The sequence below is a fragment of the Nocardia sp. NPDC056541 genome (assembly GCF_042794235.1).
GTDB lineage: Bacteria > Actinomycetota > Actinomycetes > Mycobacteriales > Mycobacteriaceae > Nocardia.
Genome location: NZ_JBHTUD010000013.1, coordinates 130,910 through 147,017, shown reverse-complemented (window position 1 = coordinate 147,017; position 16,108 = coordinate 130,910). Strand labels below are relative to the sequence as shown.

Genomic DNA, 16,108 nt, shown 5'->3' with positions numbered 1-16,108 from the left:
GCAGTCAGTCCAGGGCGCGGTGGACGAAGGCGATCGCGTCGGCGTCGTCGAGCCCGAGCCGCCGGACCGTGGTCACGTAGTCGACGGCGGCGCGGCTGGCGATATCGCGGGTGGGGTCGCCGGAGGAGGCGATGAAAGAGCCTTGGCGGCCACGGGTTTCGAGCACGCCGTCGGACTCCAGTTCGCGGTAGGCGCGGGCGACGGTGTTGGGGGCGATGCCGAGATCGGCGGCCAGCGCGCGGACCGTGGGGATCTTGGTGCCCGCGGGGAGGGTGCCCGCGCGGACCTGTTCGATCACGGCCATGCGCAGCTGCTCGTAGGGCGGCTGCGAGGAATCGGTGGACAGCTCGACGTGGAACACGATGCTCACACCTCGTCTCGGGACAGCGGGCAGGACATACAGCGCGGACCGCCGCGGCCGGAGCCCAGCTCCGAGCCGCTGATGGTGACCACCTCGATACCCGCCTCGGTCAGGCGCGAGTTGGTCATCTCGTTGCGTTCGTAGGCCACGACCACGCCGGGCGCGAGGGCGAGGGTGTTGTTGCCGTCGTCCCACTGTTCGCGTTCGGCGTCGGGCCCCTCGCGGCCGGTGTCGATCACACGCAGCTTCGGAATGCCCATCGCCGCGGCGGCGGCGGGCAGGAACGGTTCGGGTCCGGTGATGCTGATGCGCTCGAGGTCACCGCGTCCGGAGAAGCCGTCCTCGCGGCGGATGGTGAACGCCTCCAACGATTTCCGCACGCCCGGATACATCACCACCGCGTCGGTGTCGACCATGGTGCAGACGGTGTCGAGGTGCATGGTGGCCCGGTTCTGCGCGATCGGCACCACCAGCACGGTGTGCGCGAGCTCGTCGTCGAACAGGCTGCGCGCCAGCGCTTCCGCGCCCGCGGGGGTCGTTCGCTCGCCGACACCCACGGCGACAACACCTTTGGCGAGCAGCAGCACATCGCCGCCTTCGATCGGCGCGGTGTGTGACTCGTAGGCCCGGCGCACGCCGAGAAAACGTGGATGGAACGCGTAGACGAGGTCGGTGATGGAGGTCTCGCGGCTGCGGGCGGGCAGGGCCAGCGAGGTGATCGCGACCTTCGGGCCGACCCAGAACGAGGAATCGCGGGTGAACAGCAGATTCGGGAGCGGATCGACGACGAAATCGCCGCCGTGGTGCATGCGCCGCACCAGCGAGGTGGCGTCGGGGCCGAACGGCAGCTCGTCGAAGGTCATTCCGGCCATCAGGATGTCGGCGAGCGCGGGGGCGTCGAATTTGCGCAGTTCGGCGGCGAGCTGGTCGGCCAGGCCGTGGCCGAGCCTGCGCGCGTCGACGGCCGCCGAGATGCCCTGGATCCTGGCTGCCCCACTGGCGCTGAGGGTTTCGGTCAGCAGGTCTGCCAGTAACAGCACCTCTACGCCGCGCTCGCGCAGTACGGTGGCGAAGGCGTCGTGTTCGGCTTGTGCGCGCTCGACCCAGGGGATGCCGTCGAACAGCAGCTGGTCGTTGTTGCTCGGGGTGAGTCGGCGTAGTTCTGCGCCGGGGCGGTGCAGCAGCACCGTCCGTAGCTGGCCGACCTCGGAGGTGACGGTCAGGCGCGAGTCGGGGGCGGTTCCCATCTGCAAACCGTAATGCGAGGACCGCGTGTCTGCGAGCTGCAACGCGCTGGGTTCGGCCGCGGCTGCTCGTCGGTGACCGCCGCTCGGGCGCGTGTTCCGCCCATTTTTCGTACACGACACGAATACCTGAAGTATTGTTTAGGTGGTAGTGGGAGGAGCTATAGATGACGATGGCCGATTGGCAAACGAAGGAGCTGACCCCCGGGCAGCTATCCGATCGTAGTGGAGTTGCAGTGTCCGCGTTGCACTTCTACGAACGCGAAGGTCTCATATCGAGCCGTCGAACCAGTGGCAATCAACGTCGATATTCTCGCGAGACCTTGCGCCGGGTCGCCTTCATCCGTATCTCGCAGCGGGTCGGTATCCCACTCAGTGAGATTCGCTCGGCCTTGGACCGGCTCCCCGAGGGGCGCACCCCGACTCGTCGCGACTGGGAGAACCTGTCGACCACCTGGCGCGAGGATCTCGACGACCGCATCACCCAGCTCGTGCGCCTGCGCGACAATCTGACCGGCTGCATCGGCTGCGGCTGCCTGTCGCTCGGCTCGTGCAAACTCGTCAACGAGCACGACCGGCTCGGTGCGGAGGGTCCTGGTGCGCGCGTGCTCGATGTCCAGGTGAACTGCCCGCCGAAATCCGGCTGCGTATAGCTCTTGTCGGATGCCTCGGGCATCATCGCGGGTATGACTTCTCTGGATGCCAAGGCGAAGACTCTGCTCGAACTGCACCGTCCGGGAAATCCGGTGGTGCTGCCGACCGTCTGGGACGCCTGGTCGGCGAATGTCGCTGTGGCGGCTGGTTTTTCGGGCCTGACCATGGGCAGCCACCCGGTCGCCGACTCGATCGGCCGCGCCGACGGTGAGGGGATGAGTTTCGACGAACTCCTGGCCCGCGTCACCCAGGTCACCGCCTCGGTCGAGGTCCCGGTCTCGGTCGACATCGAATCCGGCTACGGCCTCGAACCGCTGCAACTGATCGACGGCCTGCTCGCCGCGGGCGCTGTCGGCCTCAACATCGAGGACACGGTGCACAGCGAGGGCAAGCGCCTGCGTTCGCCCGCCGAACACGCCGACCTGGTCCGCGGCCTGCGCGAAGCCGCCGACGCGGCGGGCGTGCACGTCGTGGTCAACGCCCGCACCGACCTGTTCGTGCGTCAGGACGGCGACGAGGCCGACCGCCTCGACCGTGCCATCGCCCGCCTGACCCTGGCTGCCGAAGCGGGTGCCGACGTTCTCTACCCGGTGGGCAGGCACGCCGACGCCGACCTTCGCCGGCTCACCACCGAGCTGGCGTTGCCGATCAACGCGATCGGCCAACCGGGTAGCCCGGCCAAGGACTACTTCGCCGGCCTCGGCGTCGCCCGCATCTCCTTCGGTCCGTTCCTTCAGGCCGCATTGGGCGCCGAGGCGACCAACCTGCTGGCTGCCTGGAAATAGCCGCTAGGCCCTACCTTCGACCTCCGCGGCGACGCCGTTGAGGATCAGTTCCAGGCCGAAGACGAAGTCGCCGTCCGCCGGATCGTCGGGCGGCGACTGGAACAGCGGTGAGGCGAACAGCGCGGCTGCCTGCGGGAGCGGGTGGGGATCGACCAGCCGGGCCAGCGCCGCGCCGTAGTGCTGGTTGACGTCGGCCTCGTCCAGGCCGGTGCCCTGCCTGGCGTCCGTCAACTGCTGGGTGAGCAGACTCGATTGCCGCACATGCATGTCCACCAGCATCACGATGCCCACTTTTGTCGCCCAATCGAGCTCGGTCGCGGCGAGGGCGCGCAGCGCGGCGTCCAGCCAACCGATCGCGTGGGGTCCACGCGGTGGTCCGCCGATCGGCAGTTGCGCGTGCCACGGGTGCGCGAGTAGGACCGCGCGAAGGGCGTGCGCCCATCGGCGCAGTCCGGTGCGCCACTGTCCGGGGTCGGAACTGATGTCCGGTGCGGGGCCGAGTGCGAGATCGGACATCAACTCGAACAGTTCGTTCTTCGAGCCGACGTGGCGATAGAGCGCCATCTTCGTGAAGCCGAGGGTCGAGGCGACTTCGGCCAGGGTCACCGCCCCGATGCCGCGCCGGTCGGCCAGCTCCACCGCGGCGCGCACGACGCGCTCGACGTCGAGCTCCGCCGGTCGGCCGAGCCGCGCTCGATCCGGTAGTCGCCAGAGTCTGCTCAGGTCGGCGGGCACCGGCTCGTCGGTCATCGCGGAGACTTCCTCCTGGGTTCGGGCAGCGTCGGTCGGCTGCGGGCACATACTATCCACGTGATTACTATCCTTGAGATAGTATCCCAGGGATAATTAGTGCTGCCGCTATCCGAGAGGTTGGCAACCCGCATGACCGATCAACTGGTCGCCCCCAGACCGCGAGTACGCGACGTCGACGCGCTGCGCGGCTTCGCGCTCTTCGGCATCTTCGTCGTCAACATCACCTTCATGGCCTCGGGATATCCCGGCAATCTGGTCATCGATCCCGCCTTCACCTCGCCCCTCGACGACGCTGTGCGCGGCCTGTCGTCGGTGTTCGTCGACATGAAGTTCTATGTGCTGTTCTCGTTCCTGTTCGGCTACAGCTTCACGTTGCAGATGGAATCGGCGGCCGCCGCCGCAGTGGCCTTCGAACCGCGCATGCTGCGCCGGATCGCGGGGCTGTTCGTGCTCGGCGTGCTGCACATCGTCTTCCTGTACGGCGGCGACGTGCTGACCACTTACGCGCTGGCCTGCCTGGTGCTGTTCTGGATGCGGCGATGCCGGGATCGAACGGCGCTGCGGGTGGCCGCCGCGTTGTACGGTGCCGTGCTGGTGAGTCTGCTGCTGAGCGGGTTCTTCCTCGACACCGCGAGCTTCTTGCCCGCACCGGAGGTGGCGCACGCGAACGCCGAACAGGCCACCTCGGCGATGCTGGGCGGCTGGGGCGACATCATCGGCCAGCACCTCGACGGATTGGTGTTGCTGATCCTGCAGGCGGTCAGTCTGCAGGGCCCCACCGCGCTGGCGATGTTCCTGCTCGGCTTGGTCGCGGGTCGCCGGCAACTGTTCGCGCGGGTCCGCGGCGACGAACCGATCCTGCGGCGAATCCAGTGGGTCGGCTTTCCGGTGGGACTGGCGGGCAGCACGGTGTACACGCTCGGCGGGGGTACCGGGCACACGCTCGCGGTCGCCGTCAGCGTCGCCACCGCACCGTTGCTCGCTGCCGCCTACGTCGCGACGTTGCTGCGCTCGATGCACAGTCCGCGCACCGCGTGGATCCGCTCGGCGCTCGCGCCCGCGGGACGGATCGCGTTGACCAACTACCTGGGGCAGTCCGCGATCGGCCTGGTGATCTTCACCGGCGTCGGATTCGGTGCGGCCGGCAGCTTGTCGCCGTTGGCAACGATGGGACTGGCACTACTCGTTTTCGTGGCGCAACTCTGGGTGAGCGCGCTGTGGTTGCGCCGGCACCGCTACGGCCCCGCTGAATGGATCCTGCGATGGGTGACCATCGGTCGCAGACCGGCTTGGCGAACGCTGCCGACCACGGTGAGTTGAGATACCCGGCGGTTGCGAACGAGTGGCGCACGGCGAAAGGCCGTGCGCCACAGCTCGTTCGACTATTCCTTCGGCTCGACGTAGCGCGGAAAGATCGGTTCCGGCGCGGGCAGGTCGAGACCGGGGGCCAGGGGCGTGGCGATATCGGCGAAGGTGCGGCCTTCCTGGGCGAGCAGGTCCAGGATCTTGGCCGCGGAGCCCGGCATCACCGGTTGGACCAGGATGGCGACGATGCGGACCACCTCGAGGGTGACGTAGAGGACCGTCGCCATGCGGGCCAGGTCTTCTGCGGTGCCCGACTTGCGCAGTGCCCAGGGGGCATTGGCGGAGAAGTAGCGATTGGTTTCGCCGAGGGTGAGCCAGATGGCTTCCAGGGCGAGGTGCATCTGCTGGACGTCGAACTCGGCGCGGCATTTGGCGAGCAGCCCGTTCGCGCGGTCGAGCAGCGCACGGTCTTCGTCGGTGAACTCGCCGGGCGTGGGGGACTTGGCGTCGCAGTTCTTGTTGACCATGGTCAGGCTGCGCTGGACCAGGTTGCCGAACTCGTTGGCCAGGTCGGCGTTGATGCGGCCCGCGATGGCGTCGTTGCTGTAGCTGCCGTCCTGGCCGTAGGAGATCTCGCGCAGCAGGAAGAACCGCACCTGGTCGAGGCCGTAGGTGGACACCAGCGAGAGCGGGTCGACGACATTGCCCGTCGACTTCGACATCTTCTCGCCCTTGTTGTACAAGAACCCGTGCACGAACACCCGGTCGGGGAGTGCGATCCCGGCCGACATCAGGAACGCGGGCCAGTACACCGTGTGGAACTTGGTGATGTCCTTGCCGATGATGTGCAGGTTGGCGGGCCAGAACTTCTCGAACGCGGCGGAGTCGGTGTTCGGAAAGCCCACGCCGGTCAAGTAATTGGTGAGCGCGTCGACCCACACGTACATCACGTGGTCGGGCGCGCCGGGGACCGGAACACCCCAGTCGAAGGTGGTGCGGGAGATCGACAGGTCCTTCAGCCCGGACTTGACGTAGCTGACGATCTCGTTGCGCCGCGTCGAGGGTGCGATGAATTCGGGCCGCTCCTCGTAGAGGGCGAGGAGCTTGTCCTGATACTCCGAGAGCTTGAAGAAGTAGTTCGACTCCTCGGACCAGGTGACCGGGGTCTTGGTCTCGGTGGACTCGCGGGTGCCGTCGGCGAGGAGGGTGGTCTCGTCCTCGTTGTAGAAGGCCTCGTCGCGCACCGAGTACCAACCCGAGTAGTTGTCGAGGTAGATGTCGCCATTGGCGAGCATCCGTTCCCAGATGGCGACGCTCGCGGCCATGTGGTCGTCATCGGTGGTGCGGATGAAGCGGTCGAACGAGATGTCGAGCGCCTTGTCCATCGCCTCGAAGACGTCGGAATTGCGGGCCGCGAGCTCCTGCACCGGGATGCCTTCGGTGGCGGCGGTCTGCTGCATCTTCTGACCGTGCTCGTCGGTGCCGGTCATGAAGAACACGTCGTAACCGTCGAGTCGCTTGAAACGGGCGATCGCGTCGGTGGAGATGTACTCGTACGCGTGGCCCATATGCGGCACACCGTTGGGGTACGCGATGGCCGTCGTGACGTAGAAGGCGGGCGCCTCGGCGCCTTCGGCTGCACTCATGATGGGCACTACTCTAATCCGGGTGGCAAACACGAATCGTCCGGCTCCGCCTGTTCCGCCGCCGCTCGCGCCCCTGATCGACGCGCATACCCACCTCGATGCCTGTGGCGCAACCGATGCCGCGTCGACCGCGGCCATCGTCGACCGGGCCGCCTCGGCCGGTGTCGGGCACGTGGTGACCGTCGCCGACGATCTCGCCGCCGCGCAGTGGGCCGTGCGGGCCGCGAACTGGGATCCGCGGGTGTACGCCGCTGTCGCGTTGCATCCCACCCGGGCCAACGCCCTCGACGACACGGCGAAGGCCGAGCTCGAGCACCTCGCCACCGACCCGCGCGTGGTCGCGGTCGGTGAGACCGGCCTCGACTACTACTGGCCGGGCAAGCTCGACGGCTGCGCCGACATCGAAACCCAGATCGAGGGTTTCCGCTGGCACATCGACCTGGCCAAACGCGTGCGCAAACCGCTGATGATCCACAACCGCGAAGCCGACCACGACCTGCTCACGGTGCTGCTCGACGAGGGTGCGCCGGACACGGTGATCTTCCACTGCTTCTCCTCGGACGCCACGATGGCCGAGGCGTGCGTGGCGGAGGGGTACGTGCTGAGCTTCTCGGGCACGGTGAGTTTCAAGAACGCGCACGAATTGCGCGAGGCCGCCAAGCTGGTGCCCGACGACCAGATCCTGGTGGAAACCGATGCGCCGTATCTGACACCGCACCCGTATCGCGGTGCGCCGAACGAGTCGTACTGCCTGCCGTACACCGTCCGCGCGCTCGCCGAAGTGCGGGAACAGGACCCGCAGACGCTGGCCGAGATCACCACCGCCAACGCGCGCAGGCTGTATCGGATTCGGTAGTCCGTTTCGCCGGATCGACAGGGGGCTGGACATTAAACGTGAGTCGGCTCACATTCCTTCGCTGACATCGTTATCTACCAGCGCGGTCTATATCGAATTGTGATCTACGATCCCGCTGTTCGGGCGGCCTGGTGTTGTCTACCGCGCACCGCGTCGTTATCGTCCTGTAATCATGTCAGCTTTTGCGCGGATCAACTCGTCACGTTCACCGCTGCTGTTCGCAGCGGTGGCGGCCATGCTGCTGATTCTTCTCGTCGGCGCCTCGCTGGCCATCGTGAACCACAAGACGGTCGCGATCGTCATCGACGGCGAACGGACCGAGCTCTCGACGATGTCGCGCGACGTGCGCGCCATCCTGGCCGACGCGGGCTACGAGATCGCCGAACACGACGAGGTGATCCCCGCCGCGAGCGCCAAGGTCGGCGACGGCGCCACCATCACCTTCAACCGGGGCCGCGAGATCACCGTCACCGTCGACGGTGTCGAGCGCAAGGTGTGGACCACCGGCACCACCGCGGGCGACGCGCTGGCATCGATGCAGATCCCGTCCGACACCCACGTGTTGCCCTCGCGCACCGAGAAACTGCCCCTCGCGGGTGCGGCGCTGAGTGTGTACACCCCGCGCACCATCGCGCTGGTCGACGGTGGCGCAGCCCCGGTCGATGTGCGCCTCGCCGCCGCGACCATCGGTGAATTCCTCACGGCCGCGGGCGTTCCGTTGAAGGACGAGGACTTCACCGAGCCCGCCGCCACGACCCCCCTCGCCGAGGGTATGCAGGTCGTCGTCACCCGGCAGCGCACCGAACAGCGCACCGAGACCCTGCCGCTCGATCCCACCGAAACGGTGATCGAGGACGTGACCATGAACATGAGCCGCACCGTGGTGGAGAACCCGGGGATGCCCGGTCTGCACGAGGCGACGTTCGCGGTGAAGATGGTGAACGGCGTCGAAGCCTCACGCGTGCAGGTGCATTCGAATGTGATCACGCCCGCGCAGAACAAGACGATCCGCAAGGGCGCCAAGCCGGGGACCGAGGTTCCGCCGGTGCGTGACGGTGCGGTGTGGGATGCGCTGGCCAAGTGTGAGTCGACGGGGAACTGGGCGATCAACACCGGCAACGGGTACTACGGCGGCATCCAGTTCGATCAGAGCACCTGGGAACGCCAGGGTGGCTTGAAGTACGCACCGCGCGCCGACCTGGCCAGCCGCGAAGAGCAGATCGCGATCGCCGAGGTGACGCGGGCCCGTCAGGGCTGGGGTGCCTGGCCCGCGTGCACCGGACGCCTGGGAATCAGCTGATTTCGCAAGAACAGTAGGTAACTCTCAGCCACCTCCACTCCGGCGTGGGGCCGAGAACTGGCACTCGGGCTCCGGGCGACACGCTGGACACGCGCAGAGGCGGAACAGCCCAGCCTGTTAGCGTGCTCTCGTTTCGCCGGGTCTGCTGTGCTCGTGCGGCGGGGTCGGGTCGGTGACGAGTCGACGGGTGGTTGTGATGCGTAGGGTTTCGGCCTGGAGGCGTTCGGTGGCCGCGGCGGTTCTGTCGGCGGGGGTCGGGGTGTGTGTGCCGCTGCCGGTGGCGCATGCGCAGGCTCCGGGGACTGTTATCGCGGTTGTTCCGCAGGGGGATGGATTCCACGGGATGTCGGGGGCTCAGGTCATCGACTACTGGACGCGCGGGGTGGGCGGTGTGTCGCAGCCCGCCAGCGGTGCGCTGTATTTGCCGAGTGGTGTTGCGCCTGCGGGTGGTTGGCCTGTTGTCACTTATGACCACGGGACTACCGGGCTCGGGGCGGGGTGTGGGGGACAGTCGGATCCGGCGGGGGCACCGTGGCCGGAATCGCAAGTGGGGCAGGATGTTTTCCTGCGGTATCTGGTGTCGAAAGGGTTCGCTGTCGTCGCGCCGGATTATCTGGGGCTCGGCAGGTTCGATACCGGTCCGCATCCGTATCTCGGCATCGACACCGAGGCCACTGCCACCATCGACATGCTCCGGGCCGCGCATTCTGTGCGCGATGATCTCTCGCCGGTGTGGGTGGCGACGGGGATGTCGCAGGGCGGGCAGGCCGCGCTCGGCACCGCGCACCGGCAGGCCAGTTACGCGCCGGAGCTGGACTTCCGCGGGACCATCGCGATCGACCCGGAATCGGACGTGGAGAAGGTGGCCACGCTGCTCGGGCCGGGCAATCCCGATCGCCTCAGCGGCGGGATTCTGGGGTTCTCGGCCAGCATCCTGGCCGGACTGCGCGCTGCCCGCCCGGACGCGCAGGTCGACAGCTATCTCAGCCCGCTCGGCCGCCAGGTCCTCGACGAGATCGGCGCCCTGTGCTCGGACGCCATCGACGACCGGGTCGCTGATCTGACGCTGGGCGCGATGCTCAGCCGCTCCCTCGGCGACGAGCCGCTGCGGTCGGTGATGGCCGACTACATGACCGTGCCGACCAGCGGTTACGACGCGCCGATCCTGCTGCTGGTCAACGCCACCGACCGCACGGTGCCCTCGCCACTGCACGCGGCACTGGCCGCCCAGTTCACCGCGGGCGGCGTGAACTACACACCGGTGGTCGGGACGGGTAGTCACTGCGAGCTGAATCCCGCGATGTGGTCCGCGATCGATGAGTTCCTCGCCCGGGTGCGCTGATCGCCTGCCGCTCTCCGGCACTGCCCATCGGTCTGCATGGATGTCGGTTGATCCAGGGCCCGGCCCGCCGTGATCTGTACACTCGTCCAAGATCGTGATCGCCTGGTAGGGAGACTGAGTTGTGCTGAACAACCCGATTCGCGCGACCTTCGTCGCCACGCTGGTCGCGAGTGCGCTGACCGCGGCCGGATTCGCTCCGGCCGCCGCAGAGGCGCCCGGTTCGCTCATCTCGGTGCAGGCCGAACCCGCGGGCTGGCACGGGCTCGACCGTGGCTCGTCGGTCGAGTACTGGATGACCGACTCGGCCGGCGTCCAGCGCCCGGCCAGCGGCGCGATGTTCCTGCCCGAAGGTGACGCACCGGTCGGCGGCTGGCCGATCCTGGCATACGACCACGGCACCTCGGGCTCCGGCCCGGGTTGCGGTGGTCAGGCCGATCCGGAGACCGCGCCCTTCCAACAGCAGCGCGGGGGGGAGGACCGGCTGCTGAAGCGGTTCGTCGACCAGGGCTTCGCCGTCATCGCGCCCGATTACCTCGGCCTCGGCCGATTCGACACCGGCCCGCACCCGTACCTCGAGGTGCGCAGCGAGGCAACTGCGACGATCGATCTGGTCCGTGCTGCCCGCGCCGCCAACCACGACCTCTCGCGCACCTGGAGCGTGCTCGGCGTTTCACAGGGTGGCCACGCGGCGCTGAGCGCGGCGCACGTGCAGGCTGAGTACGCCCCTGAGCTCGACTTCCGTGGTGTCGCCGCGATCGACCCAGCCTCGGACGTGGAGAAAATCCTGCCGTTCGTCAGCCCGACGACGCCGATGGTGCCGGGGCTTTCCAGCGCCACCACCTCGTTCATCGTCAGCATCCTGGCCGGTCTGCGCGCCACTGACCCCGCGCTCGACATCGACTCCTACCTGACTCCGCGCGGCAAGGAAATTGTCGACGCAGCGGGCAGCCAGTGCCTGGACGAGATCCTTGCGTCGACCAAGGGCGTCACCTCCGCCGACCTGCTGGCCCGCCCGCTCGCTCCGCTGCGCGATCCGCTCGCGGCCTACATGATGCTGCCGACCAGTGGTTACGATGCCCCGATCCTGTTGTCCATGAACGTCGCCGACATGGTCGTGCCGTCGCCGCTGCACGCGGCGCTGGTCGCCCAGTTCGCGGCCAACGGCGTCGACCAGCAGGTGGTCCTCGGCAACGGCCAGCACGGCTCGGTCTCGCCCGAGCAGCTCGCCGCCATCGACGGTTTCCTCGCGCGCGTCAACGCGGCCCCGACACAGCGCTGAGCTGCCCGATCAACGAGGTTGGTAGGTTCTAGCAGTGTCCGAACCAGAGAATTCCGCTCGAGGTAGCCGTGCCGCCTTGCTCGGTCCCGCCGAGGTGCGGACCCTGGCCGAGCGTTTCGGTGTCCGACCCACCAAGCAGCTCGGACAGAATTTCGTGCACGACGGCAATACCGTGCGGCGCATCGTGTCCGCGGCGGGTGTCGGCGCGGGTGACACCGTGCTCGAGGTCGGCCCGGGTCTCGGCTCGCTGACGTTGGCGCTGCTCGACGTGGTCGACCAGGTGGTCGCCGTCGAAATCGACCCCGTGCTCGCGAACTATCTGCCCGAAACCGTCGCTGATCGCGCGCCGGGCCTGGTCGAGCGTCTGCGCGTGGTCGAGGCAGACGCGCTGCGGGTGCGTCCGGAGCAGTTGCCCGCCGTACCGACCGCGCTGGTGGCGAACCTGCCGTACAACGTGGCCGTGCCGGTGCTGTTGCACCTGCTCGCGACGTTGCCCAGCATCATGGTGTCGCTGGTGATGGTCCAGGCGGAAGTGGCCGACCGGCTTGCCGCCGAGCCGGGGAACCGGGTGTACGGGGTGCCGAGTGTCAAGGCGGGTTTCTTCGGAAAGGTCCGGCGGGCCGGTCACGTGGGGACGCAGGTCTTCTGGCCGGTGCCGCGCGTCGAATCGGGTCTGGTGCGGATCGACCGATACGCCGAAGCGCCGTGGCCGATGGACGACGCGCATCGCAGGCGGGTGTTCGAGGTGATCGACGCGGCGTTCGCGCAGCGGCGAAAGACGTTGCGGGCGGCGCTGTCCGGGTGGGCGGGCTCGCCTGCCGAGGCCGAGCGCCGACTCGTCGCCGCCGGGATCGATCCGACGGCACGGGGCGAGACCCTGGAGACGTCGGCGTTCGTCCGGTTGGCTGCGACGACCTGATCGGCGCGAGCGGTTCGCCCGTGCGGCGAATCGTGGGCTCCCGCAGGAGAACCCGCAGTACACCGGCCGTTCACCGGCGCGGGTTGTGGTGCCCCTGTGAAAGCAATTGTGGACAACCGGTTTTCGCGGCACTCGGAGTTGATCATGATCGGCGGGTGGCGCTCCCGGTGGAACCCGGAAATTTGTGTCGCACCACGTCCGGGGAAAGATGTGGATGACGTTGTGGATGATTCGTGACGCGTCCTGACGTGGGTGAACCCACGGTGAACGGGGGCGTTGTCGCGAACCGGGTCGATGCTGGGCGAGCTGGACGCGCGCGGCGCCTGCTCGCCCAGCACAGGTGGAGTCAGGCGCTCAGCGCGTAGCCCGCTTCGTCGACCGCGGCGGCAACATCGGCGTCGGCCAGTTCGCCCGAGCTGTCGACGCGAACGAGGCCGCTGGCGAGGTCGACCTCCACGCCGGTGACGCCATCGATCTTGCCGATCTCCTGCTTGACCGAGCTCACGCAGTGTCCGCAGGTCATCCCCGTGACGGTGTAGGTGGTGGTGGCCATGGCCGGCTCCTTCGCTCTTCCAATATACGGTCCAGGGGTATGTCCCCGACACGAACGAACATACCCCCCAAGGGTACCTGGCGCAACCCCTCGGCCGAGTGCCGGGCATTCGGCGTGCGTACTAGTCGGTGGAACCTATTACGCTGGGGAATCGTGCTGTCAGTTGTGCCCAGCCCGGTCGTCGTGCGAGCTCCGTCGAAGGTGAACCTGCATCTCGGAGTCGCTGATCTGCGCCCGGACGGATACCACGACCTGACCACCGTGTTCCAAGCATTGTCCCTCGCCGACGACCTCCGTCTGGCCCCCTCGGCCTCGCTTTCCGTGCGGGTGAGCGGCGAAGGCGCCGCCGAGGTGCCCACCGATCGCACCAACCTGGTCTGGAAGGCTGCGGTCCGCCTGGCGCATCTGGCGGGCCGTGCCCCGCTGGTCGAGATCGCGATCACCAAAGGCATCCCGGTGGCCGGTGGTATGGCGGGCGGCAGCGCCGACGCGGCCGCGACCCTGGTCGGGCTGAACGAGCTGTGGGACCTCGGCCTGACCCGTGAGGAACTGTCCACGATCGCCGCCGAACTCGGCAGCGACGTCCCGTTCTCCCTGCACGGCGGCACCGCACTGGGCACCGGCCGCGGCGAACGCCTGCTTCCGGTGCTGTCGCGCAACACCTTTCACTGGGTCCTCGCGCTGGCCAAGGACGGTCTGTCCACCCCCTCGGTCTTTCGCGAACTCGACCGGCTACGCGCCGAAGGGGAGCCGCCGCGCCTCGGTGATCCCCAGCAACTCATGCAGGCACTGGCCGCCGGCGACCCGCACACCCTCGCGCCGCTACTCGGCAACGACCTCCAAGCCGCGGCACTCTCCCTGAAACCGGAACTGCGCCGCACGCTGCGCGCGGGCGTCGGCGCGGGCGCCCTGGCCGGGCTGGTCTCGGGGTCGGGGCCCACATGCGCGTTCCTCTGCGAATCGGAGGAGGCCGCGATCGGTGTCGCCGCGGAGCTGGCAGGCGCGGGCGTGTGCCGCAGCGTGCGCACGGCCACCGGTCCTGTTCAGGGCGCCCGCGTGCTCGACACCGAGGCACACTCCAAACGCTGACGACCACCAGCTGAGTCCGGCCGCCGCGGTGCCGGTCAGAGCGACCGGCGGCGTCCACTATGATCGCAATCAACAGATCTCGCACGAACATGGGTAATTCACCGGGAACGGGCCAACTGGTCCAGCAATCCCCCCGTCGGACGCCGACGCACCGCAACCCCGCACCTATGTCTGGCCTGAAGTCGCGGAGAGGCGGCAATGCCCAACCTGATCAACCTGGAACAGGTCTCCAAGAGCTTCGGCGTCAAGCCGTTGCTGGATGACGTCTCCCTCGGAATTCACGCGGGGGAACGGATCGGGGTGGTGGGCCTCAACGGTGGCGGTAAGACCACGCTGCTCGAGGTCCTGACCGGACTGGAGCCGCCCGACAAGGGCCGGGTGAGCCGAGTGGGCGGGCTGCGGATGGCCGTGGTCACCCAGCGCGGCGTGCTGCCCGAGGGCGCCAGCATCGGTTCGATCGTGTTCGCCGGGCTGTCCGACGACCTGTCGACCGCCGACATCGCCGACCACCAGTGGGCTGCCGACTCGCGCGTGCGCTCGATCCTCGAAGGCATCGGCATCGCCGATCTGGGCCTGGACACCCTCGTCACGAACCTCTCCGGTGGCGAACGCCGCCGCGTCGCCCTGGCGGCGGCGCTGGTGCGCGACCTGGACCTGCTGGTCCTCGACGAGCCGACCAACCACCTCGACATCGAGGGTGTGCAGTGGCTGGCCGAACACCTGGTCGCCCGGCGCACCGCGCTCGTCGTCGTGACCCACGATCGCTGGTTCCTCGACACCGTCGCCAACCGCACCTGGGAGGTCGTCGGCGGCAAGGTGGAGACCTACGAGGGCGGCTACGGCGACTGGATCTTCGCCCGCGCCGAACGCGCACGTCAGGCCGACGCCTCGGAGTCGCGCAGACAGAATCTGGCCCGCAAGGAGCTGGCCTGGCTGCGGCGCGGCGCCAAGGCCCGCACCTCCAAGCCGCGCTATCGCGTCGAGGCCGCCGAGGCCCTGATCGCCGATGTGCCCGCGCCGCGCGACTCGGTCTCGCTGGCCGCGTTCGCCCGCAAGCGCCTGGGCCGCGTGGTGATCGAACTCGAGGATGCCGCCCTCACCACCCCTGACGGCCGGGTGCTGGTCGACGACCTCACCTGGCGACTCGCGCCGGGCGAGCGGGTCGGCCTGGTCGGTGTGAACGGGTCGGGCAAGACCACGCTGCTGCGCGCGCTGGCCGGGGAGACCGAACCCGCCAAGGGCAAGCGGATCCAGGGCCAGACCGTGCAGATCGGCTGGCTGCGGCAGGAACTCGACGACCTGCCCACCGATATGCGGGTGCTGGAGGCCGTGCAGCAGGTCGCACAGCGAATCATGCTCGGCGACAAGGAGATCTCGGCCGGTCAGCTCGCCGAACGGCTCGGTTTCACCCCGGCCCGCCAGCGCACCCCGGTCGGTGACCTCTCCGGTGGTGAACGCCGTCGCCTGCAGCTCACCCGCATCCTGATGGCCGAGCCGAACGTGCTGCTGCTCGACGAGCCGACCAACGACCTCGACATCGACACCCTGCAGCAGCTCGAGGATCTGCTCGACAACTGGGCGGGCACGCTGGTGGTCATCAGTCACGACCGCTACCTGGTCGAGCGCATCTGTGACTCCACCTGGGCCCTGTTCGGCGACGGCAAACTCACCAACCTGCCCGGCGGCATCGATTCCTACCTCGCCAAGCGCGCCACCATGGCGGGCAACGCCAAGCCGCTCACCGCGAAGACCGGTGGCACCTCGACGGATTCGTCCGACCGCCGCGCCGCCCGCAAGGAACTGTCGAAGGTCGAACGCAGCATCGCCAAACTCGACGAGCGCGAACAGAAACTCCATGCCGCCCTCGCCGACGCCGCGACAGACCCGGACAAGCTGGTCAAGCTGGGAGCCGAGCTGAAGGAAGTTGTCGCCGAAAAAGAAGCGGCGGAAGAGCGCTGGATGGAATTGGCAGAAGCCGCCGACCAGTGATCTCGCACGCACATGGGTAACTCCCGGGGTACG

General features: G+C 68.1%; 15 protein-coding genes. 10 read left to right on the top strand and 5 right to left on the bottom strand.

The features are described from left to right. Window positions 1-4 precede the first annotated feature (4 nt). Both ACFQ9R_RS23230 and arcA read right to left on the bottom strand, forming a co-directional pair. On the bottom strand, window positions 5-370 hold the full coding sequence (locus tag ACFQ9R_RS23230; protein WP_378993225.1) for a GntR family transcriptional regulator: 366 nt from the start codon (window positions 368-370) through the stop codon (window positions 5-7). Continuing rightward, window positions 367-1,608, bottom strand: a complete 1,242-nt coding sequence (gene arcA, locus ACFQ9R_RS23225; RefSeq protein ID WP_378663679.1) for an arginine deiminase — start codon at window positions 1,606-1,608, stop codon at window positions 367-369. Before arcA ends, ACFQ9R_RS23230 begins: the two co-directional genes overlap by 4 nt. Window positions 1,609-1,772: 164 nt before the next feature. Between arcA and soxR the strand changes: the two genes are divergently transcribed. Together soxR and ACFQ9R_RS23215 are read left to right on the top strand one after the other, a co-directional pair. Next, a complete protein-coding gene (soxR, locus tag ACFQ9R_RS23220; protein WP_101465780.1) occupies window positions 1,773-2,258 on the top strand; it encodes a redox-sensitive transcriptional activator SoxR in 486 nt (161 codons plus the stop codon). Window positions 2,259-2,291: 33 nt separating this feature from the next. Beyond that, window positions 2,292-3,044 carry an isocitrate lyase/phosphoenolpyruvate mutase family protein gene (locus ACFQ9R_RS23215; RefSeq protein WP_378993223.1) on the top strand — a complete coding sequence of 251 codons (753 nt, stop codon included), beginning with the start codon at window positions 2,292-2,294 and terminating at the stop codon, window positions 3,042-3,044. Between the two features lie 3 nt (window positions 3,045-3,047). On the opposite strand, the gene ACFQ9R_RS23210 is transcribed toward ACFQ9R_RS23215, so the two are convergent. Further along, complete coding sequence (locus ACFQ9R_RS23210) at window positions 3,048-3,794, bottom strand: TetR/AcrR family transcriptional regulator (RefSeq protein WP_378993221.1); 747 nt, start codon at window positions 3,792-3,794, stop codon at window positions 3,048-3,050. A gap of 132 nt (window positions 3,795-3,926) precedes the next feature. Here ACFQ9R_RS23210 and ACFQ9R_RS23205 point away from each other — a divergent pair, with 132 nt between their 5' ends. After that, on the top strand, window positions 3,927-5,117 hold the full coding sequence (locus tag ACFQ9R_RS23205; RefSeq protein WP_378993219.1) for a DUF418 domain-containing protein: 1,191 nt from the start codon (window positions 3,927-3,929) through the stop codon (window positions 5,115-5,117). Window positions 5,118-5,179: 62 nt separating this feature from the next. Here ACFQ9R_RS23205 and metG read toward each other — a convergent pair whose 3' ends face one another. After that, window positions 5,180-6,748, bottom strand: a complete 1,569-nt coding sequence (gene metG / locus ACFQ9R_RS23200) for a methionine--tRNA ligase (protein WP_378993217.1) — start codon at window positions 6,746-6,748, stop codon at window positions 5,180-5,182. A gap of 1 nt (window position 6,749) precedes the next feature. Between metG and ACFQ9R_RS23195 the strand changes: the two genes are divergently transcribed. The 5 genes from ACFQ9R_RS23195 to rsmA all read left to right on the top strand — a co-directional run bounded on the left by ACFQ9R_RS23195 (window position 6,750) and on the right by rsmA (window position 12,444). Next, window positions 6,750-7,604, top strand: coding sequence for a TatD family hydrolase (locus tag ACFQ9R_RS23195; protein WP_378993215.1), 855 nt, complete (start codon window positions 6,750-6,752; stop codon window positions 7,602-7,604). Between the two features lie 172 nt (window positions 7,605-7,776). Next, window positions 7,777-8,904 carry a transglycosylase family protein gene (locus ACFQ9R_RS23190; RefSeq protein WP_378993213.1) on the top strand — a complete coding sequence of 376 codons (1,128 nt, stop codon included), beginning with the start codon at window positions 7,777-7,779 and terminating at the stop codon, window positions 8,902-8,904. A 196-nt stretch (window positions 8,905-9,100) separates the two neighbouring features. Further along, complete coding sequence (locus tag ACFQ9R_RS23185) at window positions 9,101-10,246, top strand: alpha/beta fold hydrolase (protein ID WP_378993211.1); 1,146 nt, start codon at window positions 9,101-9,103, stop codon at window positions 10,244-10,246. Between the two features lie 121 nt (window positions 10,247-10,367). Then, window positions 10,368-11,525 carry an alpha/beta fold hydrolase gene (locus ACFQ9R_RS23180; RefSeq protein WP_378993210.1) on the top strand — a complete coding sequence of 386 codons (1,158 nt, stop codon included), beginning with the start codon at window positions 10,368-10,370 and terminating at the stop codon, window positions 11,523-11,525. A gap of 34 nt (window positions 11,526-11,559) precedes the next feature. Further along, a complete protein-coding gene (gene rsmA, locus ACFQ9R_RS23175) occupies window positions 11,560-12,444 on the top strand; it encodes a 16S rRNA (adenine(1518)-N(6)/adenine(1519)-N(6))-dimethyltransferase RsmA (RefSeq protein WP_378993208.1) in 885 nt (294 codons plus the stop codon). Window positions 12,445-12,790: 346 nt separating this feature from the next. Here the strand turns inward: rsmA and ACFQ9R_RS23170 are convergent, their stop codons facing one another. Further along, a complete protein-coding gene (locus ACFQ9R_RS23170) occupies window positions 12,791-12,997 on the bottom strand; it encodes a heavy-metal-associated domain-containing protein (protein ID WP_378993206.1) in 207 nt (68 codons plus the stop codon). Window positions 12,998-13,150: 153 nt separating this feature from the next. Between ACFQ9R_RS23170 and ACFQ9R_RS23165 the strand changes: the two genes are divergently transcribed. Both ACFQ9R_RS23165 and ACFQ9R_RS23160 read left to right on the top strand, forming a co-directional pair. Next, window positions 13,151-14,086, top strand: coding sequence for a 4-(cytidine 5'-diphospho)-2-C-methyl-D-erythritol kinase (locus ACFQ9R_RS23165; protein ID WP_378993204.1), 936 nt, complete (start codon window positions 13,151-13,153; stop codon window positions 14,084-14,086). 198 nt (window positions 14,087-14,284) lie between these two features. Then, window positions 14,285-16,075 carry an ABC-F family ATP-binding cassette domain-containing protein gene (locus ACFQ9R_RS23160; protein ID WP_378993202.1) on the top strand — a complete coding sequence of 597 codons (1,791 nt, stop codon included), beginning with the start codon at window positions 14,285-14,287 and terminating at the stop codon, window positions 16,073-16,075. The last annotated feature ends 33 nt before the right edge of the window (window positions 16,076-16,108 follow it).